Genomic DNA, 23,893 nt, shown 5'->3' with positions numbered 1-23,893 from the left:
GATTCGGCGAGGCTGGTCTCAATGCTCGGTGACGGGTACTCGCCGCCTGGCGGGCGGTGCCTCGGGGTCCTCCTGCCCGCGGCGAGTAGGGGATCGGTCGGTCGTGTCGTCCTGCGGCGCGGTCGCGAGCAGGTGCAGTCCGGCGCGTTCGGGCCGGACGCCCGGACCGGCGGGGTCCGCGTGGCGCGGTCTCGGGCCGAGTCCGGATACGGCTCCCTCATGGACGCGGACGCCCAGGCCGGGAGTGTCGCCGAGGACGAACGCGCCGTCCTCGATGTCGAGGTCGGCGGTGACGCCGACGGGCGGGCGCAGGTCCTGCAGCTCGCTCACGAGGTGGTTCGGTATCGCGGTGGCAGCGTGGAGCAGGCCTACCGGCACGTTCCCGATCGGGCTCACCGGCAGGTCGAAGGCGTGCGCCAGCGCGGCGGTGCGGAGGAAGTGGGTGATGCCGCCGACCGCGGAGGTCTGCACGATGTCGACGCCGCCCGCTTTGAGGAGCGGCCGGAACTGCTCCAGCCCGGTGAGGTTCTCGCCGGTGGCGACGGCGGCGCGCACGCCTTGGTGCACGGCCGCGAGGCCTTCGGCGTCCCAGCGCCGCACCGGTTCCTCGATCCAGGCGAGGTCGATGGTGCGCTCGAGTTCGCCGACGTGGCGCACGGCCTGCTTGCGCGACCACGTCTCGTTCGCGTCGAGCATGAGGCCCGGTCGCGCGGTCCCGGCGTCGGACAGCACTTCCCGCACCAGGGCGAGCCGGCGGCGGTCGTCCTCGACGTCGAGGCCGCCTTTGAGTTTCGCCGCCCGCAGGCCGCGCTCGGCGTACAGGCGGTAGGCCGCGGCGAGGTCGTCGTCGCCGAGGCCGATGTCGAGCCCGGACGCGTAGGCGGGCACGACCCGGTCGCGGCCGCCGAGGAACCGCCAGAGCGGTTCCTCGGCGGCCTGGGCCTTGAGGTCCCACAGGGCGGTGTCGAGCGCGCCGATGGTGGCGAACACGGTCCCGCCGTGCCCGGCTTTGAAGGTGTGCCGCAGCATCCGGTCGTACAGCGCGGTGACGCCCCGCGGGTCCTCGCCTTCGATCGCGGCGAACACGGCCGCGATCTCGACGTGCGAGCCGATGCCGACGCCGGTGAGGCCGTCGTCGGTGTCCACCAGGACGAGCGGGATGGTGGTGACGCCGTCGGCGAGGACGCCGTTGGCGTCGCCGACGGGCCGCGCCCACTCCTGGATGGTCGTCAGCGTGCGGTAACCGGTGATCCGCATGTCATCCCTTCGTGGCGCCGGCGGTGACACCGGCGGTGATCTGGCGCTGGAAGCAGAGGTAGAGCACGAGGACCGGCACGGCCGCGATGAGCACGCCGCCGGCGAACGTGGGGATGTCCGCCGAGTACTGGCCGCGCAGCGAGGTGACGCCGACCATGAGGGTGCGGTGCTCGGCCGAGGGCATGAGCAGCAGCGCGATGAGCACGTCGTTCCAGCAGAACAGGGCGTTGAGGATGCCCACCGAGAGGAGCGCGGGCCGCCCCAGCGGCAGCATGATCCGGCCGTAGACCCCGTACACGGAGTTGCCGTCGATGCGGGCGGCGTCGATGATCTCGGGCGGGATGCCGCTGTAGTAGCTGGTCATCAGGAACACCGTGAACGGCAGGAACTGCGCGGTGTAGGCGAGGATCAGCCCGGGGTAGGTGTCGATGAGCCCGACCTGGCCCATGGTGCGGGCGAGCGGGACCATGATCACCTGGAACGGGATGAACAGCGCCGAGAGCACCGCGAGGAACAGCAGGCGCGAGCCTCGGAACCGCAACTGGCTCAGGGCGAACCCGGCCATGGACCCGAAGAGCAGGAGGAGTGCGACGGAGCCGGTGACGACCAGGACCGAGTTGGCGAGGTAGCGGCCCATGTCGGCGCTGGCCCAGGCGGTGGTGAACGCGTCCCAGCGCAGTCCCGTGGCCGGGGCGAAGCGGTCGAGCACGTACTCGTGCCGGGTCTTCATTGCGACGTTGGCGGTGAACACGAGCGGGTAGACGGTGGCGATCGCCAAGGCGGCCATGGGGACGGCGGCGAGCCAGCGGCCGGCGCGGAGCGGTGTCATCAGTCCTCCCTCCCGGCGCGGCGCAGGACGGCGATCTGGGCCAGTCCGACGACGAGCATCACTCCGAAGAGCACTGTGGACGCCGCGGAGGCGAGGGCCGGGCGTCCCATCTGGCCCTGCTGGAACCAGATGTAGTACTCGGGCAGGTAGGTCGAGCCCTCCGGGCCGCCGCCGGTCATCACGTAGAGCAGGCCGAACATCGAGGTGAGCATGCCGATCATGGTGGTGACGACGACGAACTGGATGGTGCGCGAGAGTCCGGGGACGATCACGTGCCGCACCACGCGCGGCAGCGAGGCGCCGTCGACGCGGGCCGCGTCGATCAACGAGGGGTCCAAAGTGGCGAATCCGGCGAGGAACACGACGAGCGCCATCCCGAACGTCGCCCAGATGTGCACGCCGACCACGGCGAACATGGCGATGTCCGGGTCGCCGAGCCAGTCGACCGGCCCGAGTCCGACGGCGCCGAGGAGCGCGTTGGCGGGGCCGTCGAAGGCGAGCAGCAGGTTGAAGATCGCGCCGATGATGACCGGGGAGAGGACCGCGGGGAAGAAGTACACGCCCCGGTACACCCGGTGGCCCGGCACCCGCAGGTAGATGAAGGTGGCGAGGAGCCCTGGGATCGCCACGGCCACGGGCAGGAGCAGCACGAGCAGGCCCACGTTCCGCATGGACGCCAGGAACAGCGGGTCCGCGAACAGCGCGGTGTAGTTGTCCAGCCCGACGGTCTGCCCGTTGCGGTCGCCGTCGCCGGTGAACGAGAAGTTCACGCCGAGGGCCAGCGGGTAGAGCCGGAACACGCCGATGACGAGCGCCGCGGGCGCGACGAGCAGGTAGGGCGCGAGCCGTTCGGACCGGGACCTGCCCGCGGCGCCGCGCCCGGATCTCACGCGGCGCCGCGGTGACTGGGCGCCGGCCCGGAGACTGGTCCGGGCCGGCGAGGCGAGCTGCGGCATGCCTAGGCCGCCTGGTCGCTCGCGGCGAGCTGGGCGAGTGCGTCGTCCACAGTGACCGAACCGCTGAGGAGCTGCTGCGAGAGCCGCCCCATGAGTTCGAGGGTCTCGGCGGAGAGGGCCACGTGCAGAGCGGGCTTGCCCGTGGGGAGCAGGTCGACGATCTCGGCCGTGGCCGGACCGGCGCTGGAGGCGTCGATCGTGGTGTCGGCGGCGATGGCCCCCGCGTCGGCGTAGAACGCCTCGAGCGCCATGGGCGAGGTGAGCGAGCGGACCAGGTCGGCCGCGAGCGCGGGGTCCTCGGTCCACTCCGCGACGCCGTAGCCGATGCCGCCGTCGTACGGCATGCTCGGGGCGGCTTCGGGGTTGACGAGCGGGGCCGGCATGACGCCGACGTTCTCGGCGCCGAGGAACTCGCTGAAGTCCTTCCAGTGGCCCACGTCGGACATGAGGCCGATGACGTGGGCGGCGTCGCCGGCGTTGAAGATCGCGAACTCGTCGTTGAACATCGCGGTGGAGTTCACGCCGTCGTTGTTGAGCCCGGCCTGCTCGGTCTCGGCCCACAGTTCGAAGATCCGTCGCACGCCGGGGGAGGTCCAGTCGCGGTCGCCCGCGATCCAGGCGTCGTACTCCTCGGGGGTGAGCACGCCCGAGCCGAGGCCGGAGAGGAAGAACTGGATGCCGATGCCCTCCTTGTTGCCCAAGGCGAAGCAGTCCGCGCCGGTGGCCTCGGTGAGCTGCTCGCAGTCCGCGAGGAAGTCCTCCCAGGTGGCGGCGGGCGCCTCGGGGTCGAGCCCGGCTTCGGCGTACAGCGCCTTGTTGTAGTAGATCGGGTGGCCCTGCAAGGTGACGGGCGCGGCGTAGACGTGCCCGTCGGCGGAGAACGCCTCCCAGCCGGCCAGGCGGTCCATGTCCTCGGCGAGGTAGTCGTCGAGCGGGAGCAGGGCGTCGGTGCGGTCGCGCAGCTGTCCGCCGCCGTTGAAGAGCATCACGTCGGGGCCTTCGCCGGACTGGATGGCGGTGCCCAGCAGGTTGTAGTACTGGTCGAACGGCTGGGCCACGAACTCGACCTCGACGTCCGGGTGCTTGGCGGCGAAGTCGGCCTTCGCCTCCTCGATATAGGACTCGGCGGTCGCGTCGCCGGACTTCCAGTCCCACACCACGAGGGTGCCGCCCTCGCCGCCGTCGGCGTTGTCAGGCCCGGCGGCGCTGCCGCATCCGTAGAGCGCGAGGGGCGCTACCAGAGCGGTCGACCACAGTGCTCGTCGCTTCATTGCAGATCACTCTCTGTAGGGGCGCCGGAGGGGTCCGGCTCACAGGGTCGCGTGTAAACGTAACTTGTATGACGTCTTACGTCAATGGAGTGATGCCGTATACTGGGCGGCGACCTGAACGCGGCGGACGGAGGACCGAATGACGGCATTGCAGCACCCGGCCGCGCAGGAGCCCGCGCCCCCCGCCTGGGCCCGCCGGCCCGCCAACCTGGCGAAGGCCGTCACCGAGGAGCTCGTGCGCCGCGTCGTGCGCGGCGACTACCCGCCCGGGTCCGCGCTCCCCGCCGAACACGCCCTGTGCGCGACGTTCTCGGTGAGCCGCACCGTGGTCCGCGAGGCCGTGAAGGTCCTGCAGGAGAAGGGCCTGGTGCAGATCCGCCAGGGCTCGGGCACCGCCGTGCTGCCCTCGACCTCCTGGAACCTGCTCGACGAGCTCGTGCTCGCCGCGACCATCGACGACGACACGACCCTCGGCATCCTCGACGACCTCGTCGTCACCCGGCGCCTCCTCGAGTCCGACATGGCGAACGTGGCCGCCCGGGTCGCGGACCAGGACGCCCTCGACCGCATGCGCGACCTCGTCGAACGCATGGACCAGCTCGTCGACGACCCGGAGTCCTACCACGAGCACGACCGGGCCTTCCACGACACGGTCATGCGCGCCTCGGGCAACCGCATCGCGCGCGCCGTCGTGCGCTCCCTGGAGAGCCAGGTCATCAACACCTCGAGCTACATGGGACGGACCGAGCGCGCCCGCTGCGAGGAGTCGAACCGCGGCCACCGCCGCATCTGCGAGCGGATCACCGCCCGCGACCCCGAGGGCGCCGCCGAGGCGATGTACGCCCACATCACCGACGCGTGGCTGGTGCGGCGCGGCACGCAGGGCGACCCGGACCGCTTGGCACGCTGAACCGCGGAGAGGTCTGATGTATCGCTCTCCGCTGAGGGGACACAGCGCCTTAAACTTCTGGAACCTCCCGGGTATTGACCGCATAGATCCAATTTATATAGACTATCGTCGATATTCAAGGCACCGCACGGCCTGATTCCCGCACCGACTGGGAGCGATTCCAGACGGTGCCCGGCCGCACCCTCCGCAACGGACCTCTCATGCGATGCCGCCCCGCAGGTCTCCGAACGAGCCTGAACACAAGGAGTTCCGTCCGATGTCGAGATTCAGAACCGCTCTCGCGTGCCTCGCGGCCGCGATCGTCGTGGCGACGGCCGGGGGTGCGACGGCCCAGGCCGCCGAAGCCCCGCAGGCCACCGCCGCCGACGTCACCGCGGCAGCCAGCACGGGCTGCGGCAAGGCCCCGACCCTCAACAGTGGCACCCACACCATCCAGAGCAGCGGCCAGAACCGCAGCTTCATCCTCAAGGTCCCCGCGAACTACGACCGCAACAAGCCGCACAAGCTGATCTTCGGCAACCACTGGTGGGGCGGCACCGCCCAGCAGGTCGCCGGCGGCGGTTCCGACGGCGCCGTCTACGCCCACTACGGGCTCGACGCGCTCTCGGGCGGTTCGGCGATCTTCGTCGCCCCGCAGGGCCTCGACAATGCCTGGGCCAACCCCAACGGCCGCGACATCACCTTCTTCGACGACATGATCCGCCGGATCGAAGCCGACCTCTGCGTCGACGAGTCGCAGCGGTTCTCCCTGGGCTTCAGCTACGGCGGGGCGATCAGCTACGCGCTCGCCTGCGCGCGGCCGAACGTGTTCCGCGCGGTCATCGCCATCGCCGTCCCGGGCCCGGTCAGCGGCTGCAGCGGCGGCACCGGCTCCGTGGCGTACTTCGGGATCCAGGGCGTCACCGACTCCATGCCCAACGCCCGGTCGATGCGCGACCGGTTCGTGGCCAACAACGGCTGCGCGGCGATGAGCCCGCGCGAGCCGGCCTCGGGCAGCGGCACCCACATCACCTCCACCTACTCCTGCCGCGCCGGCTTCCCGGTGCAGTGGGCCGCGTTCGACGGCGGCCACCAGCAGGGCCCGGTCGACGGCTGCACCGGCTGCGAGAGCGGCGCCCGCAGCTGGGTGAAGAACGAGGTCTGGGCCTTCATCAGCCAGTTCGGCTCCAGCACGCCCACGGAGACCGACCAGGTGCGCAACAACGCGGCGAACCGCTGCCTCGACGTGTCGGCCCAGTCGACGTCGAACGGCGCCGTGACGCAGCTGTGGGACTGCCACACCGGCGCGAACCAGCAGTGGACCCGCACCTCGGCCAAGCAGCTGAACGTCTACGGCAACAAGTGCCTCGACGCTGAGGGCGCGGGCACGGCCCCGGGCACCCGGGTCATCATCTGGGACTGCCACAGCGGGACGAACCAGCAGTGGAACGTGAACGCCGACGGCACCGTCACCGGCGTCCAGTCGGGACTGTGCCTGGCCACCGCGAACAGCGGCACCGCCAACGGCACCGGCGTGGTCCTCTCGAGCTGCAACGGCTCGAACGGCCAGAAGTGGACCTTCGTCTAGCACAACCGGCAGCGCACGCGCTGCGCCACGCATGATCGAACGGGCCTCCCTCGCGGGAGGCCCGTTCTGCCGCGCCCTAGACAGTGAAGCGCCAGTAGTCCACATTGAACAGGTAACCGCCGCCGCCGGTGAACTTCAGGTACAGGTCGCGGGTGCCGGTCGCGCCGCTCACCGGGCAGGAGACGTCCGCCCAGTTCTGCCAGCCGCCGGTGCCCGAGACGGTGCACCGGCCCACGACCGGGCCGTTCGGGCCGTCGACCCGCAGCTCGATCGTGCCGCCGCTGGTCGCCGAGGCCACCCGCGCCGTGAACTGGCGCGCACCGGTGCCGAAGGCCGCGCCCTTCACTTTGATGGAGTCCCCGTTCTCGATCCAGCCGACGTTCATGCCGCCGGCGCTCGAGCGCTCGGTCTCGACCCCCGTGGCCCAGGCGATCGTCTCGGCCTCTTGGCGCACATAGGGGTTGAGGGTCCCGATCTGCGGCGCCCCGGCCGACGTCATGTTGATCTGGGGGATCGTCCCGTCAGGGTTGTACGTGAACTTCTCGACGGCCACCGACCTGGTGAAGCCGCCGCCGCCCGGCAGCGCGCCGTTGTGGTAGAAGAAGTACGACCCTCCCTTGTAGTCGATCAACCCGGGGTGGTTGGTGAAGCTCGAGCCCTGCGTGGGCATCACGGTCCCGCGGTAGGTCCACGGCCCGGTCGGCCCCGGCGCGGTCGAGTAGGCGATGTGCTCCGAGCAGCACTGCGCCGCGTACACGTTGTAGTACAGCGAGCCGCGCTTGTACACCCACGGCCCCTCCTCGTACAGCGTCGGCCGGTCCGTGCTGCCGGGGCGGGTCCCGAAGCCCTGCGTGGTGAGCGGGATCTTGGTCGGGGAGCCGGAGTACGAGATCATGTCGGCGTTGAGCTTCACGTACCAGAGGTTCGGGTTGCCCCAGTACAGGTACGCCTGCCCGTCGGTGTCGATGAAGACCGACGGGTCGATCTCGCCGTTCTGGACCAGCGGCCGCCCGAGGGCGTCCCGGAACGGACCGGTGGGGCTGTCCGCGACGGCGACCCCGATGGCGGGCCTGCCGGTGGCGTCGTTGATGACCGGCACGTACCAGTAGAACTTGCCGTTGCGCTCGATCGCCTGGCCCGCCCACGCGTCCTGGCGCGCCCAGGAGAACGTGTCGAGGTTGAGCGGCGAGCCGTGGTCGGTCCAGTTGACCATGTCGTCGGAGGACCAGACCCGCCACTCCTTCATGGTGAACCAGGTCGAGCCGTCCTCGTCGTGCCCGGTGTAGAGGTAGACGCGGCCGTTGTGGACCAGCGGCGCGGGGTCGGCGGTGTAGATGGTCTGGATGATCGGGTTGTCGGCCCGTGCCGGGGAGGGCGACGGATCGGCGGCGGTGCTCAGCAGGGCCGCGACGACGGCGGCGACCAGTGCCGCCGCGATAGTGGCCGGCCGCCGCCGGATGGCGTTCGGGGTCTTCACGGGTGGAGTCTTCATGGGAAGCCTCTCCGGCGCTCGCGCGCCACAGGTGTCACGCAGGAATCTCGGACGCCCTCGAAAGTTTCGATGGAAGTGTCGAAAACAAGGGCTACAGGTCAGGGTATCCATAGTGCCTAGATATGTAAATAGGTCGATACCTGACCTGCGCTTGCTCTCGCTCGCCGACCGCCGAACTCATCCGTTCGGCCCGAAAGATCAGATTAATCAGGTCTGTAATTCAGATGACACTGCATAAATCTGCATATATCGCAGGTTAATGGATCGCTCCCATGAAAGAGATCAGATCTTTGGGTGTGCGAAGTATTGACGAACCTGATTGCCTGTCTCTATCGTGAACGATCACGAAGGCCGAGGTCGTGAAGGAGCGAGCGTGAACGTGACGAACGGAGCGCGCCGGCAGGCGCGCGGAGTCAAGGCGGCGGCGCGGTGAGCGCCGTGGCGGCGAGCGGCGTCGAGGGCCGGAAGGGAGCGGAGCGGTCCGTCCCGAAGCCGCGCCGGAAGTCGTTGAAGGCCCGCGTCAAGCGCCACTGGCAGCTCTACCTCCTGCTCGTGCTCCCGGTGGCCTACTTCGTGATCTTCCAGTACATCCCCATGGCCAACAACGTGATCGCCTTCAAGGACTACAACGTGGTCCAGGGCATCTGGGGCAGCCCCTGGGCCGGGCTCGACCACTTCGAGCGGTTCTTCGCCAACCCCGTCGCCTGGGACCTCATCCGCAACACGCTGATGCTCAGCCTGTACGGCTTCCTGGCCGGGTTCCCCATCCCGATCATTCTCGCCTTGGCGCTCAACGAGGTCCGGGCCAGGTTCTTCAAGCGCACCGTCCAGATGGTCACCTACGCACCGCACTTCATCTCCACGGTGATCGTCGTGTCGATGCTCATCCTGATCTTCTCGCCCCGCATCGGCTTCATGGCCGACTTCCTCGGCTTCTTCGGCATGGACTCCAACCTCCTCGCCCAGCCCGACGCGTTCCGCAGCGTCTACGTCTGGAGCGACATCTGGCAGACCGCCGGGTACTCCGCGATCATCTACATGGCCGCGCTGGCGGGCATCGACCCGAGCCTGTACGAGGCCGCCCGCCTCGACGGCGCCTCGCGCCTCCGGAAGATCTGGCATGTGGACCTGCCGGGCATCGCGCCCACCGTGGTGGTCGTGATGGTGCTGAGCGTCGGCAGTGTCATGGCGATCGGGTTCGAGAAGGCGTTCCTGCTGCAGAACCCCCTGAACCTCTCCACTTCGGAGATCATCGCCACCTATACGTACAAGATCGGCCTGCTCAACGCCGACTTCAGCCTCGCGACGGCGGTCGGGCTGTTCAACTCCGTCATCAATCTCATCCTGCTCCTGCTTGTCAACGCGGTCTCCAAGCGCGTGACCGGCAACGGACTGTGGTGAAGGGAGCCCCTGCAATGACCTTCGAGACAGCGACTCGCGCGGCGCTCGACACCGAGCCGGAACCCAAGCCCCGCCCGCGCCGCCGCACCGCCAACGTCCAGGACACCCCGGTGGACCGGATCTTCATGGTCGGCGTCTACCTCCTCTTGACGACGTTCCTGCTCATCGTGCTGGTCCCGCTCGTCAACATCCTGGCCAGCTCGTTCTCCAGTCCTGCGGCGGTGTCGGGCGGGCAGGTGTTCCTGTGGCCGATCGACTTCACGCTCATCGGCTACGAAGCGGTGCTCGGCAACAAGGCCGTCCTCACCGGCTTCGGGAACTCCCTGTTCTACGCGATCGTCGGCACGATCATCAGCGTCGCCCTCACGGTGATGATCGCCTACCCGCTCTCGCGCTCAGAACTGGTGGGCCGCAAGGTCCTCATCGGCGGCGTCCTGTTCACCATGCTGTTCTCCGGCGGCCTCATCCCGACCTACATGGTCGTACGCGCCCTCGGCCTGCTCGACACCCGCTGGGCGATCATCCTTCCCGCAGCGGTCGGGGCCTGGCAGGTGCTCATCGCGATGACGTTCTTCCGCTCCTCGATCCCGGGCGAGCTCTACGAGGCGGCGCAACTCGACGGCGCCGGCGATCTGCGGTTCCTGTGGTCGGTCGTGCTGCCCCTGTCGAAGCCGCTGCTCGCGGTCATCGCGCTCATGTACGGCATCGGCCAGTGGAACTCGTACTTCAGCGCCCTCATCTACCTGCGCAGTGAGGAGCTGTACCCGCTCCAGCTGGTGCTGCGGAACATCCTGATCGTCAACAACAGCGGCGGGTCGAACCTCGCGGATCAGCTGGCCGCCCAGCAGATGGCCGACCTCATGAAGTTCTCCCTCATCGTCATCTCCACCGTGCCCGTGCTCCTCGTCTACCCGTTCGTGGCGCGGCACTTCAACAAGGGCGTGATGCTCGGCTCCGTCAAGGGCTGACCGCCGCCGACTCCCGCCGGACCGGCTCGCCGGCGGTCCCCTCCGATCCCACCAACTCCTCAATCGAAAGGCAGTCAACGATGACCAGCAGATTCGTTCGAGCGGCCGCGGCCGGAGCGGCATTGGCCGTAGCGGCCACCGCGTTCGCCGCGTGCTCTTCGGAGCCGGAGACCACTCCGGACGACGTGATCACGATCTTCGCCCCCCAGGACGCCGGCCAGGAGCAGAACCTGGACACGAACGCGTTCACGAAGTTGCTCGAGGAGAAGTTCGACGTCGACCTCCAGTTCGAGACCACCACCTGGGACGGCGCCGCGGCAGGGGAGAAGCGGCAGATCTCCCTCGCCAGCGGCGACTACCCCGACGCGTACATGCTCATCCCGTGGGTCGACCAGTTCTCCAGCGACGAGCTGGTGAAGCTCGGCGGCCAGGGCGTCATCCTGCCGCTCGACGACCTCATCGGCGAGGACACCCCGAACCTGGTCGCCGCGTTCGAGAAGGAGCCCGGTTTCAAGGAGCTGGCGACCTCCCCGGACGGCAAGATCTGGGGCATCCCGGCTTGGAACGACTGCTACCACTGCTCGTACCCGTCGAAGCTGTGGATGAACTCCGCCTGGCTGGACGCCCTCGGCCTGGAGCAGCCCACCACGCCTGAAGAGCTGCGCACGGTCCTCGAAGCATTCAAGACGCAGGACCCCAACGGGAACGGTGCGGCGGACGAGATCCCGCTCTCCGCGGCGGGCGGCAGCTCCCTCCTCTCGTACCTGATGAACCCGTTCGTCTACACCCCGGAGATGTACTCGAACGCGGAGGGCACCACCCCGGCCTCGCTCGGCACCTCCGGTGACCAGGTCGTCCTGCAGCCCACCCGGGACGAATGGCGCGACGGCATCGCCTATGCGGCGTCCCTGTACGCGGACGGCCTGATCGACGAGGCCGCCTTCACCCAGAACGGTGAGGCGATCATCGCGAAGGGCAACAGCGCCGAGGGCGTGATCGTCGGATCGGCCGCCATGATGCACCCGTGGTTCGTCTCCGACGACAACGAGGACGGGCGCTACACGCAGTACAACGCGGTCCCGCCGCTGACCGGTCCGAACGGGAGCGACGCGACCTACACCGGCGGCGGCGCCGGAGCCGCGCCCGGCGCGACCTTCGTCATCACCAACCGCTCCAGCGAGGCGAAGCAGCAGAAGCTCATGCAGATCCTCGACTTCATGGTCTCCTACGAGGGACACCTGCTGGGCGAGTTCGGCGTCGAGGGCGTCAACTGGGTCAGGCCCGAGGCGGGCGACGTGGCCCTGGACGAGACCCTCGAACCGAACTTCAAGGTCCTCGCACTGCCCGAGGGCGAGGGCCTGAACAACTCCTGGGGCCCGATCGCGCAGTTCTTCAGCGACGCGGAGTTCCGCAACGCCCAGGTCACCGCGACCGACGTCGACACGCCTGAAGGCTACGAGCGCCGCCTGTTCGAGGCCACCAAGCTCTACGAGGGCCACGAGTCCGATGAGCTGTTCCCCTACTGGGATGTGGCGGTGACCGGTGAGACCGCGACGGAGCTCGCCACGATCCAGACCAATGTGGAGAACTTCGTCGTCCAGGCGGCCGCGGAGTTCGTGAGCGGCGTCCGCGACATCGAGAGCGACGAGGACTGGGCCGAGTTCCAGCAGCACCTCACCGACCTCGGCGCCGAGCGGTACGTCCAGATCTACCAAGAGGCCTGGGACGCTTCGAAGTAGCCCATCCCTCCCCACCAGGCGGGCCGCCCCAGGGGTCGAGACCGGGGGCGGCCCGCCGCCGCTTCGCATGCGCGTTCGCGCAGCCCATTGACAGGAGAAGAGGAACGCCGTGGCCAAACGGGTGACGATCCACGACGTGGCGGCCGAGGCCGGTGTCTCGCGCCAGACCGTGACGCGGGCGATGAACGACAGGGACGACATCAAGGAGGCGACCCGCCTCCGGGTCCTCGAAGCCGTCGAGCGCCTCGGCTACCGGCCGAGCCGCTTCGCCCGCAACCTGGTCACCCGACGCAAGCAGCACGCGCTCGGCCTGGTGGTGAGCTCCTTCGACAACCCGTACTACACGAGCATCGCCGCCGAGATGCTCACCGCCGCGGCCGAACGCGGCTGGCAGCTGATCATGGCGGCCGAGCAGGACGACACGGCGGCGGTGCTCGGCATGCTCGCCTCCCAGGCGGACGTCGTGGCCCTCCACTTCGGCGGCACCGGGACCGAGCTGGACGAGCTCGCCGGCGGACTGCCCGTGGTGCGCCTGGAGGCCGAGAGCACCCTGCCCGGCGTCCACTCGGTCGCACTCGACATCGAGTCCGGCATCGAGGCGGTCGTCGCCGAGCTCCGCGCCCGCGGCGCCCGGCGGTTCGGCATGGTCGACTCGGCGCACTCGCTCGAGGCCCATGGCGCCCGGGCCGTCCCCGGCGTCTACGGGCCCTCGCCGAAGCGGCGCTGGTACGAGCGCGCCGTGGGCGATCAGCTCGCCGGCGTCACGATCGGGGACGAGAGCATCGTCGACGGGCGCCGGGCCTTCGGCGAGCTGCTGGAGCGGCACCCGGACGTCGACGCCGTGCTCATGTTCAACGACCTGATGGCGCTCGGCGCGGTGCAGTACGCGCAGTCGCACGGCATCAGCGTCCCCGACCGGGTGCGCATCGTCGGCATCGACGGCCTCGCCCTCGGCGAGGCGGTCCACCCGCGGCTGACCTCGATCGCCCTCGACGTGCGCGGCATCGCCTCGCACACCATGGACATCGCCGAGCTCGTCGCGAAGGCCGATTTCGCCCGGCTCGCCCCGATCCACCGCAAGTCCGGTTCCTCGATCCTCTGGCGCGAGTCCGCCTGAGCGCGGACCAGGCCCGACCGGTTGCACGGACCGGGCTTGCGCCGACCTGATATTTACCGGTAAATTGCTCGGGACCCCGCCGCCCCCCGAACCCGCCTACCCAGGAGCCATCGATGAAGACCTTCTCCCTCAGCCAGGTCACCCTGCTGGAGGGCCCGTTCGCGCGCGCCGTGAGCACCGACCTCGGCTACGTGCTCGCCCTGGAACCGGACCGGCTCCTCGCACCGTTCCTGCGCGAAGGGGGCCTCGAGCCCCGCGCGGCCTCCTACGGCAACTGGGAGGACAGCGGACTGGACGGCCACATCGGCGGCCACTACCTCTCGGCGCTGGCCCTGCTCGCCGCCGCCACCGGCGAGGCCGAGCCGCAGCGGCGCCTCGAGTACATGGTCGCGGAGCTGGCGCGGGCCCAGGACGCCCTCGGCACCGGCTACGTGGGCGGCGTCCCGGGCGGCGCGGCGCTGTTCGAGACCCTGCGCGGCGGCGGCACCGCGGCGGCGACCGCGCTCGGCTGGGCGGGCGGGCACTGGGTGCCCTGGTACAACCTCCACAAGACGTTCGCCGGCCTCATCGACGCGCACCGCATCCTCGGCAGCGAGCAGGCGCTCGAGGTGGTCGTGCGGTTGGCGGACTGGTGGCTCGGCGTCGCCGCCACGCTTGACGACGAGGCCTTCGAAGCGATGCTCGACACCGAGTTCGGCGGCATGAACGAGGCCTTCGCCGATCTCGCCGCGATCACCGGCCGCGGCGACTACGCCGACATGGCCCGGCGCTTCTCCCACCGCGCGATCCTCGACCCGCTCCTGGAGCGCCGCGACGGCCTCACCGGCCTGCACGCCAACACCCAGATCCCCAAGGCCGTCGGGTACGCGGCCACGGCCGCCGTCCGCGGCGACGCGGACCTGCTGGAGGCGGCCCGGTACTTCTGGCACGAGGTCGTCGCGCACCGCACGGTGGCCATCGGCGGCAACAGCGTCCGCGAGCACTTCCACGCCCTCGGCGACTTCACGCCGATGATCGAGGACCGCGAAGGCCCCGAGACCTGCAACACCTACAACATGCTGAAGCTGGCGAAGCACCTCGCCGAGACCGCCTTTGAACCGTCCCTCCTGGACTTCACCGAGCGGGTGGTCTACAACCACCAGCTGGCCTCGCAGCACCCCGAGCGCGGCGGGTTCGTCTACTTCACGCCGATGCGCCCGCGCCACTACCGGGTCTACTCCCAGCCCGACCTCGGCATGTGGTGCTGCGTGGGCACCGGCATCGAGGCGCAGGCCAAGTACGGCGAGTTCGTCTTCGGCGAGCACGAGGGCGCCCTCGCGGTCAACCTGTACCTCCCGGCGGAACTGGACGCGCCGGAGTTCGGCGGCCGGTTCCGCCTGGAGACGGCGTTCCCGGCCGACGAGCACATCGGACTCACGTTCGATGTCGAAGCGCCGCAGGCGTTCCCGCTTCGGTTGCGCGTGCCCGACTGGAGTGACGGGCTTGAAGGCCTGGCGGTCAACGGCGACCTGGTCGAAGCCGTCTCAGTGCCGGGTGCCGTTGTGCTGGAACGCGAATGGCAGCCCGGTGACACGGTCGCCTTCCGCCTGCCGCTGCGTCTGCGCGCCGAGCGGCTGCCCGACGGCTCCCCGTGGCAGGCGTACTTCGCCGGCCCGGTCCTGCTGGCCTCCCGCGACGGCGCGCACCACCTGGACGGCCTCGAAGCCGACGACAGCCGCATGGGGCACGTCGCCCGCGGACCGCTGCTCGGCTTCGCCGACCTCCCGATCATCGCGGACGCGCCCGCCGCGGACGTGCTCACTGCCGAAGCGCCCCTGCGCTACCGGCTCCGCGTCGCCGACCCGGAGGGAGCGGTCGAGCTCGTGCCGTTCCACGAGGTCCACGACACCCGCTACACCGTCTACTGGCCCGTGGCCGCCGCCGACCGGGTGGCCGAGCGCCGGGGCGAACTGCTCGCGGCCGACAGCGACTCGCTCACGCTCGATGCCATGACCGTGGACAAGGTCGCGTTCGGTGAGCAGCAGCCTGAGAGCGACCACGGCTTCCGCGGCGAAGCCACCGAGGTGTCCGTGGACGCGCAGGGACGGCGCGCCCGCGCCACCGCCGCCCGGATGTCCGTGGGCCTCAACGACCCCGATCGCGCCGGCCGCGTCCTCCGCGTGGGCTACCGCCACGCCGGCGGCGCCACCGGCATCACGGTGACACTGGACGGCGAGCTCGTAGCGTCCGAGACCTGGGAGGGCGAGCACGGCGCCTTCGAGGTCGACTACGAGTTGCCGGCGGCGTCCGGGACCGGCGCAAGCGTTCGCGAACTCGAGTTCACCGCCCCGGACGGCGGTTCGACCCCGGGCGTGACCATGGTGCGGCTGCTGCGCTGACCGTCTACTGAGGAGGCAGGCCCGTCCGCTCGGACGGGCCTGCCGAAGTCTTCCTAGCGCAGTGCGGCTTCGTCCCGGCGCGACCAGTAGCCGCCGTCCGGGTAGCCGAACTCCTCGATCGAGGCGGTGCGCATCTCGGCCGAGTAGCCGGGACGGGACGGCAGCAGGTAGTTGCCGTTCTCGACCAGGCACGGGTCGGTGAAGTGCTCGTGGAGGTGGTCGACGTACTCGGTCACCCTGTCCTCCAAGGTGCCCGAGACGGCCACGTAGTCGAAGATGGAGAGGTGCTGCACCAGCTCGCACAGGCCGACGCCGCCCGCGTGCGGGCACACGGGCACGCCGAACTTGGCGGCCATCAGGTACACCGAGATGATCTCGTTGACGCTCGCCAGCCGCGCCGAGTCGAGCTGCAGGTAGTCCAGCGCCTCGGCCTGCAGCATCTGCTTGAACAGGACCCGGTTCATGCCGTGCTCGCCCGTGGCGACGCCGATCGGTGCGACCGCGCGGCGCACTGCCGCGTGCCCGAGCACGTCGTCGGGGCTCGTCGGCTCCTCGATCCAGTGCGGCTCGAACTCGGCCAGTGCCTTGACCCAGTCGATGGCCTCCGGCACGTCCCACACCTGGTTGGCGTCGATCATGAGCTTGGCGTCCCAGCCGATGACCTCGCGGGCGATCCGCAGGCGGCGGCGGTCCTCCTCGAGATCGGCCCCGACCTTGAGCTTGACGTGGCGGTAGCCCTGGTCGACGGCCTCCTGGAGGAGCCGGCGCAGCTTGTCGTCGCTGTAGCCGAGCCAGCCGGCGCTGGTGGTGTAGCACGGGTAGCCGCCGCGGGCCTCGAGTTCGGCGATGCGCTCGGCGCGCGTGTCGTACCGGTCGCGCAGGATCTGGAGGGCCTCTTCGCGGGTGAGGGCGTCCGAGAGGTAGCGCAGGTCGGCGGCGTTCACCAGCTGCTCGGGGGTCATGTCGGCGAGCAGGCGCCACAGCGGCTTGCCCGCGGCGCGCGCGGTGAGGTCCCAGACGGCGTTCATGACCGCGGCGAGTGCGATGTGGACGACGCCCTTCTCCGGGCCGAGCCAGCGGTACTGCGAGTCGGACTGGAGCTCGCGGTAGAGGCCGCCCGGGTCGTCGGCCACTGTGGACAGGTCGCGGCCGATGAGCCTGACGGCCCAGTGGAGGGCGGCGGCGGTGACGATGTCGTTGCCGCGTCCGATGGTGAAGGTGAAGCCGTACCCGGTGAGCTCGGGGTCGTCGGTCCGGATGATGACGTAGGCGGCGGAGTAGTCGCCGTCCTTGTTCATCGCGTCCGAGCCGTCGAGGGTCTGCGAGGTGGGGAAGCGGACATCGTGAGCCTCGACGGCCTCGATGGTGGTCATGCGGTGGTCCTCAGGTACTGGTCGGGTGGTCTGCGGCGGGGTTGAAGGGGCGGCTCCCGCCATTTGCGCAAACGATTGATCAGGCGTTGACCTTAGCCGGGGTCGCCGCCCGGCGCAAGGGGGAGGAGCGTCGGGCGCGCGGCCGCCGCCCGGTCTCCGCGGGTCAGCCGCGCGGCGCGCCGGTCGATTCGCGGGTGATGAGCACCGGCTCCGGGTCCTCCACGGACAGGTGCTCGACGGGGCCGCCGTCGACGACCCGCGCGAGCGCGGCGGCCGCGGTGCGCCCGAGTTCGTAGAGCGGCAGCTTCACGCAGGTGAGCGGCGGCCATGTGTGCGCGGCCGTCCACGCGTCGTGGACCGCGACCACCGAGAGGTCCCCCGGTACGCCCAGGCCCTGCGCGCGCGCCTGGGCGAGCACCCCGACCGCGGCGTTGACGTTCGCGGCCACGATCGCCGTGGGCCGCTGGGGCAGTGCGAGCAGTTCCGCAGTGGACGCCCGCCCGTCGGGTTCCCGGTACCCGCGCCAGGTGACCAGGCCCGCGTCCCGCGCGATCCCGGCCGCCGCCAGCGCCTCGGCGTACCCCGCCGCGCGGCGCTGCGCGGTCGGGGAACCGGCGAGCCCTCCGGCGAAGCCGATCCTGCGGTGCCCCAAGGCGATCAGGTGCTCGGTGGCCCGCCGCGCCGCGAGCGCGTCCGGCACCACCACGGAGCTCGCGCCGGGGAGGCGCTGGTGGATCGTGACGAGCGGCGCGCGTTCGCCCACGGACTGCGCGAGCTCCCCGGGGTCGGTGCCGTCGCGCGGCTGGAGCACGATGCCGTCCACCCGGCCCTCGCCCACGAGCCGGTCGAACATGGCGCCGCCGGGGTGCATGTCCTCGCTGCGGGCCAGCAGCATGACGCAGCCGCGCGCCACCGCCTCGTCCTCCACGCCGCGGGTCAGGTCGGCGAACAGGGAGTTCGTGACGTCGGGGACGATGAGCGCGATGACATCGGTGCGGGCGAGCTTCAGGGCCCGGCCCGCGAAGTTCGGGTGGTACCCGACCTCCTCGGCGGCCTTGCGCACCCGCTGCCGGGTCGCCTCGCTGAGCCGGGCCGAGGGGTCGCCGGAGAGGACCCTGGAGACCGCGGAGACCGAGACGCCCGCTCGGGCCGCCACATCGCTGAGTTTCGCCACTGGTCCAGTATCGCCCATCCCCGCCGCGGCTGAGCAAACGATTGCGCATTCGCAAGATGTGTGCGATCCTCATCGGCGACCGACCCGCACCCCGTCCCCGAGGAGGCAGCCGTGCTCGCCGCACACTACGCAGGAAACCGGACCATGACCGTGGTCGAGGCCGAGCCGTCGCCGCCGGGGCCCGGCCAGGTCCAGATCAACGTGGCCTACAACGGGATCTGCGGCACCGACCTGCACATCCTCAGCGGCCACATGGACGCCCGCGTCGACGTCCCGGCCGTCATCGGCCACGAGATGAGCGGCACCCTCGCCGCCCTCGGCGACGGCGTCGAGGGCTGGGCCGTCGGCGACCCCGTCACCGTCATGCCCCTCGCCTGGGACGGCACCTGCCCCGCCTGCCTCGCCGGGAACTCGCACATCTGCCAGAACCTCGACTTCGTCGGCATCGACTCGCCCGGCGCCCTCCAGACCCGCTGGAACGTCGACGCCGGCCTGCTCGTGCGGCTCCCCGCGACCCTCTCGCTCCAGCACGCGGCCCTCGTCGAGCCCACCGCCGTCGCCGTCCACGACGTGCGCCGCTCCGAACTCGAGCCCGGCCAGAAGGCCGTCGTCATCGGCGGCGGCCCCATCGGCGTGCTCATCGCCGCCGTCGCCCGCTCCTTCGGCGGCGACGTCGTCGTGATCGAACTCGACCCCAAGCGCCGCAAGGCCATCGCCGACCTCGGCTTCACCGTGCTCGACCCCCGCGAGGACACCGCGGCCTGGGTCGAGGAGTGGACCGGCGGCGCGGGTGCCGACGTGGTCTTCGAGGTCTCCGGCGCCGCCGCGGCCGTCCTGGGCGCGGTCGACTACGCCAAAGTGCGCGGCACCCTCGTCGTCGTCGCGATCCACCCCGAACCCCGCCCCGTCAACCTCCAGCGCGTCTTCTGGCGCGAACTGCGACTCCTCGGCGCCCGCGTCTACCAGCGCGACGACTTCGACACCGCCGTCGCCCTCCTCGCCACCGGCGCGATCCCGGCCGATGCGCTCATCACCAAGACCGTTCCGCTGCACGACATCCAGGCCGCCTTCGACGACCTCACCGGCGGCCAGGCCATGAAGATCCTCATCGACGTCCAAGCCGACGGCACCCCCAAGGACGGCGAGTGACCATGACCCTCTTCGACCTCACCGGCCGCCTCGCCGCCGTCACCGGCGCCAAGCGCGGGATCGGCTTCGCCATGGCAGAGGCCCTTGCCGCCGCCGGAGCCGACGTCATCGGCGTCAGCGCCACGATCGAGCCCGAAGGTTCCGCGATCGAGGAGCGGGTGACCGGGCTCGGCCGCTCCTTCCGCGCGATCCGCGCCGACTTCAACGACCCCGAGCAGGTCGCCGCCCTCGCGGAGTCCCTTGCCGCCGAACCGGTCGACATCCTCGTCAACAACGCCGGCACGATCCGCCGCGCGCCCGCCGCCGAGCACCCCGACGGGTACTGGGACGAAGTGCTCCAGGTGAACCTCACCAGCCAGTTCGCGCTCACCCGGAGCGTCGGCCGCACCATGCTCGAACGCGGCGGCGGCAAGGTCATCTTCACCGCCTCGCTCCTGAGCTTCCAGGGCGGCATCAACGTGCCCGGCTACGCGGCCGCCAAATCAGGCATCGCCGGCCTTACCCGCGCGCTGGCCAACGAGTGGTCCGCCCGCGGCGTCACCGTGAACGCGATCGCCCCCGGCTACATCGCCACCGACAACACCCAAGCGCTGCAAGACGATCCGGACCGATCGAAGGCGATCCTCGAACGCATCCCCGCCGGCCGCTGGGGCAGGCCCGGCGACCTCGCGGGCGCAACAGTGTTCCTCGCCAGCGCGGCCGCCGACTACGTCTCGGGCGCGGTCATCCCGGTGGACGGCGGCTGGCTCGGCCGCTGAGCCGCACCTCGAGCACCGGTCGCCGCCTCGCGACGACCGGTGCTCGATATCAGCTGAGGCGTCCCCACAGGACGACCCGAACCCCTGCGCCGTGCCGCCGCACGCGTCCGGGAGAACGGCGCTACACGAGGGCGATGCGGAGGATCCGGTCGTCGTCGGGGCCGGGGTCGCCGCGGCCGTCCGTGTTGTTGGTGAGGACCCACAGCGACCCGTCGGGGGCGGTCACGACGTCGCGCAGGCGGCCGTACTCCTCGACGTAGTGCTCGGCCGAAGTGCCGGGGTCGCCGAGGGGGACTGCGCGGAGCCGCCGGCCGCGCAGGTTCGCGATGTAGGCGGTGCCGCCCGCGATCGCCATGCCGGAGGGGCTGGCGACGTCGGGGCCCCACTGCTGCACGGGGTCGATGTACTCGCCGTCCCCGGCGATGCCTTCGACCTCGGGCCAGCCGTAGTTCGCGCCGGCCTCGACGACATTGAGCTCGTCCCACGTGTTCTGCCCGAACTCGGTGGCCCACATGGCCCCCGATTCGTCCCACGCGATGCCCTGCGGGTTGCGGTGGCCCCAGGAATAGACGAGCGAGCCGGGGAAGGGGTTGTCGTCCGGCACGGCCCCATCGGGGGCCATGCGCAGGATCTTGCCCGCCAGTGCATCGCGGTCCTGCGCGTCGGAGGGGTTCCCGGCGTCCCCGGCGGTGGCGTAGAGCATCCCGTCGGGGCCGAACGCGATGCGCCCGCCGTTGTGGTGGCCCGCTGCGGGGATGCCCGACAGGATCGCTTGCGCCGCACCGAGGGTCAGTGCTCCTGCGGTGCCTTCGAGCGGGTACCGCTCGATCCGGTTGTCGTCCGAGGCGGTGAAGTACGCGTAGAGGAACCCGTCGAAGACCGCGATGCCGAGGAGTCCGCCTTCGCCGCCGGGGGACGCGCCGTCGATGACGCCGACTTCGCGGGGCTCACCCTGCGCGTCCAGTTCCAGGACGCGGGCGCTGTCGCGCTCGCTGACCAGCGGCGTGCCCTCGTGGAACGCGATCGACCAGGGCGCTTCGAGCCCGGTCGCGATGACCTCGGGTTCGCCGAGTGCGGTCGCGGCGGTGGTCGGCGCCGGCTCGCCTGCCGGTGCCGAGCCCGTGTCCGGATCGGGTTGCCCGTTCGGGTCCGCAGTGCAGGAGGCCAGCGGTATCCCGGCGAGCGCGATGCCCGCGTAGCGCAGCGTCTGACGTCTGGAGGCCATGGCCGGTCCTTTGCTCTCGTCGCCCGTGCCGGGCGGCGTGTACGAGATCTCCACTGTAGGTGCGCCCGAACGGATCTGACAGGCCCTGGGGGAGCTCCCCAGGGCCCTCGCGGGCCCGCAGGGCGGCCTGCTCGGGTGGCGCGCGCCGTGTTGTGCGCCGCCGAAAATCGTCGGACCTTTGAAAGTTCCGGGCCTGGCGCGGCTCCGTCGACGCTCGTTCGACGATGGAGAAGGCTTGCCGAACGCGGGCGCAAACTGCCCCCAATCGGCGAACGGCCGCGGAATGCGGCCTTTCCGGAAAAGCGCGGGAGGATCGCCGCTTCGCCCATTCCTGCCAGGGAAAAGTCCCACCGATCGCTCGGTTTGTGGCCGTTCCTCCGCATTACTCGAGCCTCCCTGATCGTCACACACCGTGTTGCATGGGTCACGAAAAGAGATTCATTGACATCACTGCTTGTTCTCACTAAGCTCTGGAAGTTATCGGAAATAGCCCCGAAAGTTTCGATCGTTACGGCAGTGAAATCTTGCCCGCCGGAGTGGACGGAGGGGCGGACTGTTCAGTCCATCTCAAGGAGGAGAGTCATGTCAGGTGTGTTCGGGCGATCGCCCATCGGAGCCACCCGCCGCGGGGTCATCGGATTCTCGCTGGCCGCGTCGAGCATGGCCGCGCTCGCGGCCTGCAGCGACGACGGCGGCAGCGACGAGGTCGACGTCGAGGCGCAGTCCAAGGGCGCGATGGAGAACTTCGCCGCTGACACCCAGTTCACGGCTACGGAGCCCTTCACCCTCTCGGTCCTGTGGACGGATTGGCCCGACCTTCCGATCACCGACAAGTGGGAGTTCTTCAAGGAGATCGAGAAGCGCACCAATGTCAAGCTCGAGGTCACGAACATCCCGTTCAGCGACGCGACGGAGAAGCGCAGTCTCCTGATCAGCGCCGGTGACGCCCCCACGGTGATCCCGCTGGTCTACACCGGCGAGGAGAACTCGTTCGTCTCCTCCGGCGCGATCCTGCCGATGAGCGAGTACGTCGAGCACATGCCCAACTTCCAGAAGTACGTGGAGGAGTGGGACCTCGGGGAGATGATCGACAACCTCAAGCAGGCCGACGGCAAGTACTACATGCTGCCGGGCCTCCAGGAGGTCTCGGTGCCCGTGTTCACCCTGGTGATCCGCAAGGACGTCTTCGAGTCCGTCGCCGGCGGCATTCCCCAGACCTGGGACGAGATGCGCGAGGCGCTGGTCAAGATCAAGGCCGAGTACCCCGACTCCAAGCCCCTCGCCGACGGGTTCGAGGGCCAGTCGATGCTCAACTACGCCGCCCACGCGTTCGGCGCGCAGGCAGGCTGGGGCTTCGGCACCGGCATGATCGACGACGGCTCCGGCAACCTCCAGTACACCGCCGTCACCGACGGCTACAAGCAGATGGTCGAGTACTTCCGCGGCCTCGTGGAGGACGGACTCCTCGACACCGACTCGATGACGGCGGCGAACGACGGCAGCGGCGGCGGCAGCGTCACCGAGAAGGTCGCCGCCAACCTCGTGTTCGCGGCGTCTGGCTCGGCCGGCACCGCCATCGACTTCGCGACGGCCCTCAACGAGACCGTGGGCGAGGGCAACTACGAGATCCTGCAGATCGCCCCGCCCGGCGGCCCGGCCGGCATGGTGTGCGAACCGCGCAACTTCTGGAACGGGTTCATGCTCAACTCGGAGATCCAGGACTCCGAGAACTTCATCGCGATCCTGCAGTTCCTCGACTGGCTGTACTACAACCAGGAGGCCCGCGAGCTGCTCCGCTGGGGCGTGCTCGACCAGACCTACACCAAGGACGCCTCCGGCAAGATCACCCTCAAGCCGGAGTACCGCCTCGACGCCTACGGCCTCAACCCCGGCGCGCCGACCGACATCCAGAAGGACCTCGGCTGGTCGAACGCGGTGTTCGCCGACTCGACCGAGTCCCGGGCGCTCAAGGAGTCCTACAACTCGCCGACCTTCGTCGAGTACATCGACTCCGTCCTCTCCACCCGCACGCCGCGCGACCCGAACCCGCCGGCCCCGCTCGAGGAGCTGGAACTGGAGCAGGCCTCGCTCATGGCCACGCCGCTGAAGGACACCGTGGACACCGCGACCCTGCAGTTCATCATGGGCGACCGCGACATCGCCGAATGGGACGCGTACGTCGGCGAGCTGGAGGCCCAGGGCCTGCCCGCGTACGTCGACCTCATCAACACCGCCGGCGACCGCTTCGAGGAGGAGAACTCCTGATCCGCCGCCGGGGTGGCTGGTGAGCACGGCTTCGCCGCGCTCACAAATCAGCCGCCGGAGTGCT

General features: G+C 70.0%; 18 protein-coding genes. 10 read left to right on the top strand and 8 right to left on the bottom strand.

From position 1 onward, the window contains the following. Positions 1-18: 18 nt before the first annotated feature. From AB0I03_RS06890 to AB0I03_RS06875, 4 genes are all read right to left on the bottom strand, one after another. Positions 19-1,257, bottom strand: a complete 1,239-nt coding sequence (locus tag AB0I03_RS06890; protein ID WP_360407641.1) for a mandelate racemase/muconate lactonizing enzyme family protein — start codon at positions 1,255-1,257, stop codon at positions 19-21. 1 nt (position 1,258) lies between these two features. Continuing rightward, positions 1,259-2,086: a carbohydrate ABC transporter permease gene (locus AB0I03_RS06885; RefSeq protein WP_360407638.1), complete on the bottom strand. Its 828-nt coding sequence runs from the start codon at positions 2,084-2,086 to the stop codon at positions 1,259-1,261. Beyond that, positions 2,086-2,976: a sugar ABC transporter permease gene (locus tag AB0I03_RS06880; protein WP_360407635.1), complete on the bottom strand. Its 891-nt coding sequence runs from the start codon at positions 2,974-2,976 to the stop codon at positions 2,086-2,088. The genes AB0I03_RS06885 and AB0I03_RS06880 overlap by 1 nt, the downstream gene beginning before the upstream one ends. Before the next feature lie 68 nt (positions 2,977-3,044). Continuing rightward, entirely contained in the window at positions 3,045-4,313 is a 1,269-nt protein-coding gene (locus AB0I03_RS06875; protein WP_360407632.1) for an extracellular solute-binding protein, read from the bottom strand. A 139-nt stretch (positions 4,314-4,452) separates the two neighbouring features. Between AB0I03_RS06875 and AB0I03_RS06870 the strand changes: the two genes are divergently transcribed. Together AB0I03_RS06870 and AB0I03_RS06865 are read left to right on the top strand one after the other, a co-directional pair. After that, positions 4,453-5,223: a FadR/GntR family transcriptional regulator gene (locus AB0I03_RS06870; protein WP_360407629.1), complete on the top strand. Its 771-nt coding sequence runs from the start codon at positions 4,453-4,455 to the stop codon at positions 5,221-5,223. Between the two features lie 256 nt (positions 5,224-5,479). After that, a complete protein-coding gene (locus tag AB0I03_RS06865) occupies positions 5,480-6,790 on the top strand; it encodes a ricin-type beta-trefoil lectin domain protein (RefSeq protein ID WP_360407626.1) in 1,311 nt (436 codons plus the stop codon). 76 nt (positions 6,791-6,866) lie between these two features. Here the strand turns inward: AB0I03_RS06865 and AB0I03_RS06860 are convergent, their stop codons facing one another. Further along, entirely contained in the window at positions 6,867-8,216 is a 1,350-nt protein-coding gene (locus tag AB0I03_RS06860) for a glycoside hydrolase family 43 protein (RefSeq protein ID WP_360408137.1), read from the bottom strand. A 573-nt stretch (positions 8,217-8,789) separates the two neighbouring features. On the opposite strand from AB0I03_RS06860, the gene AB0I03_RS06855 reads away from it, so the two are divergent. The 5 genes from AB0I03_RS06855 to AB0I03_RS06835 all read left to right on the top strand — a co-directional run bounded on the left by AB0I03_RS06855 (position 8,790) and on the right by AB0I03_RS06835 (position 15,885). Beyond that, a complete protein-coding gene (locus AB0I03_RS06855; protein ID WP_360408134.1) occupies positions 8,790-9,683 on the top strand; it encodes an ABC transporter permease subunit in 894 nt (297 codons plus the stop codon). Between the two features lie 14 nt (positions 9,684-9,697). Next, on the top strand, positions 9,698-10,651 hold the full coding sequence (locus AB0I03_RS06850) for a carbohydrate ABC transporter permease (protein WP_360407623.1): 954 nt from the start codon (positions 9,698-9,700) through the stop codon (positions 10,649-10,651). A gap of 80 nt (positions 10,652-10,731) precedes the next feature. Next, entirely contained in the window at positions 10,732-12,390 is a 1,659-nt protein-coding gene (locus AB0I03_RS06845; protein ID WP_360407620.1) for an ABC transporter substrate-binding protein, read from the top strand. 109 nt (positions 12,391-12,499) lie between these two features. Next, positions 12,500-13,507, top strand: a complete 1,008-nt coding sequence (locus AB0I03_RS06840; protein WP_360407617.1) for a LacI family DNA-binding transcriptional regulator — start codon at positions 12,500-12,502, stop codon at positions 13,505-13,507. Positions 13,508-13,620: 113 nt separating this feature from the next. Then, a complete protein-coding gene (locus tag AB0I03_RS06835; protein ID WP_360407614.1) occupies positions 13,621-15,885 on the top strand; it encodes a beta-L-arabinofuranosidase domain-containing protein in 2,265 nt (754 codons plus the stop codon). A 53-nt stretch (positions 15,886-15,938) separates the two neighbouring features. Here AB0I03_RS06835 and AB0I03_RS06830 read toward each other — a convergent pair whose 3' ends face one another. Together AB0I03_RS06830 and AB0I03_RS06825 are read right to left on the bottom strand one after the other, a co-directional pair. Beyond that, complete coding sequence (locus AB0I03_RS06830; RefSeq protein ID WP_360407611.1) at positions 15,939-17,258, bottom strand: L-fuconate dehydratase; 1,320 nt, start codon at positions 17,256-17,258, stop codon at positions 15,939-15,941. 163 nt (positions 17,259-17,421) lie between these two features. Next, positions 17,422-18,432, bottom strand: coding sequence for a LacI family DNA-binding transcriptional regulator (locus AB0I03_RS06825; protein WP_360407608.1), 1,011 nt, complete (start codon positions 18,430-18,432; stop codon positions 17,422-17,424). Between the two features lie 111 nt (positions 18,433-18,543). Here AB0I03_RS06825 and AB0I03_RS06820 point away from each other — a divergent pair, with 111 nt between their 5' ends. Together AB0I03_RS06820 and AB0I03_RS06815 are read left to right on the top strand one after the other, a co-directional pair. After that, positions 18,544-19,581: an alcohol dehydrogenase catalytic domain-containing protein gene (locus tag AB0I03_RS06820; protein WP_360407605.1), complete on the top strand. Its 1,038-nt coding sequence runs from the start codon at positions 18,544-18,546 to the stop codon at positions 19,579-19,581. Between the two features lie 2 nt (positions 19,582-19,583). Further along, positions 19,584-20,339: an SDR family oxidoreductase gene (locus AB0I03_RS06815; protein ID WP_360408131.1), complete on the top strand. Its 756-nt coding sequence runs from the start codon at positions 19,584-19,586 to the stop codon at positions 20,337-20,339. A gap of 121 nt (positions 20,340-20,460) precedes the next feature. Here AB0I03_RS06815 and AB0I03_RS06810 read toward each other — a convergent pair whose 3' ends face one another. Continuing rightward, the gene (locus AB0I03_RS06810; protein ID WP_360407602.1) at positions 20,461-21,564 is read right to left on the bottom strand and encodes a PQQ-dependent sugar dehydrogenase; all 1,104 of its coding nucleotides are present in this window, start codon (positions 21,562-21,564) and stop codon (positions 20,461-20,463) included. 582 nt (positions 21,565-22,146) lie between these two features. Between AB0I03_RS06810 and AB0I03_RS06805 the strand changes: the two genes are divergently transcribed. Next, the gene (locus tag AB0I03_RS06805) at positions 22,147-23,829 is read left to right on the top strand and encodes an extracellular solute-binding protein (RefSeq protein WP_360407599.1); all 1,683 of its coding nucleotides are present in this window, start codon (positions 22,147-22,149) and stop codon (positions 23,827-23,829) included. Positions 23,830-23,893 lie beyond the last annotated feature (64 nt).

It is taken from the genome of Glycomyces sp. NPDC021274 (assembly GCF_040641195.1).
Taxonomy (GTDB): Bacteria; Actinomycetota; Actinomycetes; order Mycobacteriales; family Micromonosporaceae; genus Glycomyces.
Note: the sequence above shows the minus strand (reverse complement) of the source record. Positions and strands in the feature narration are given on the sequence as shown.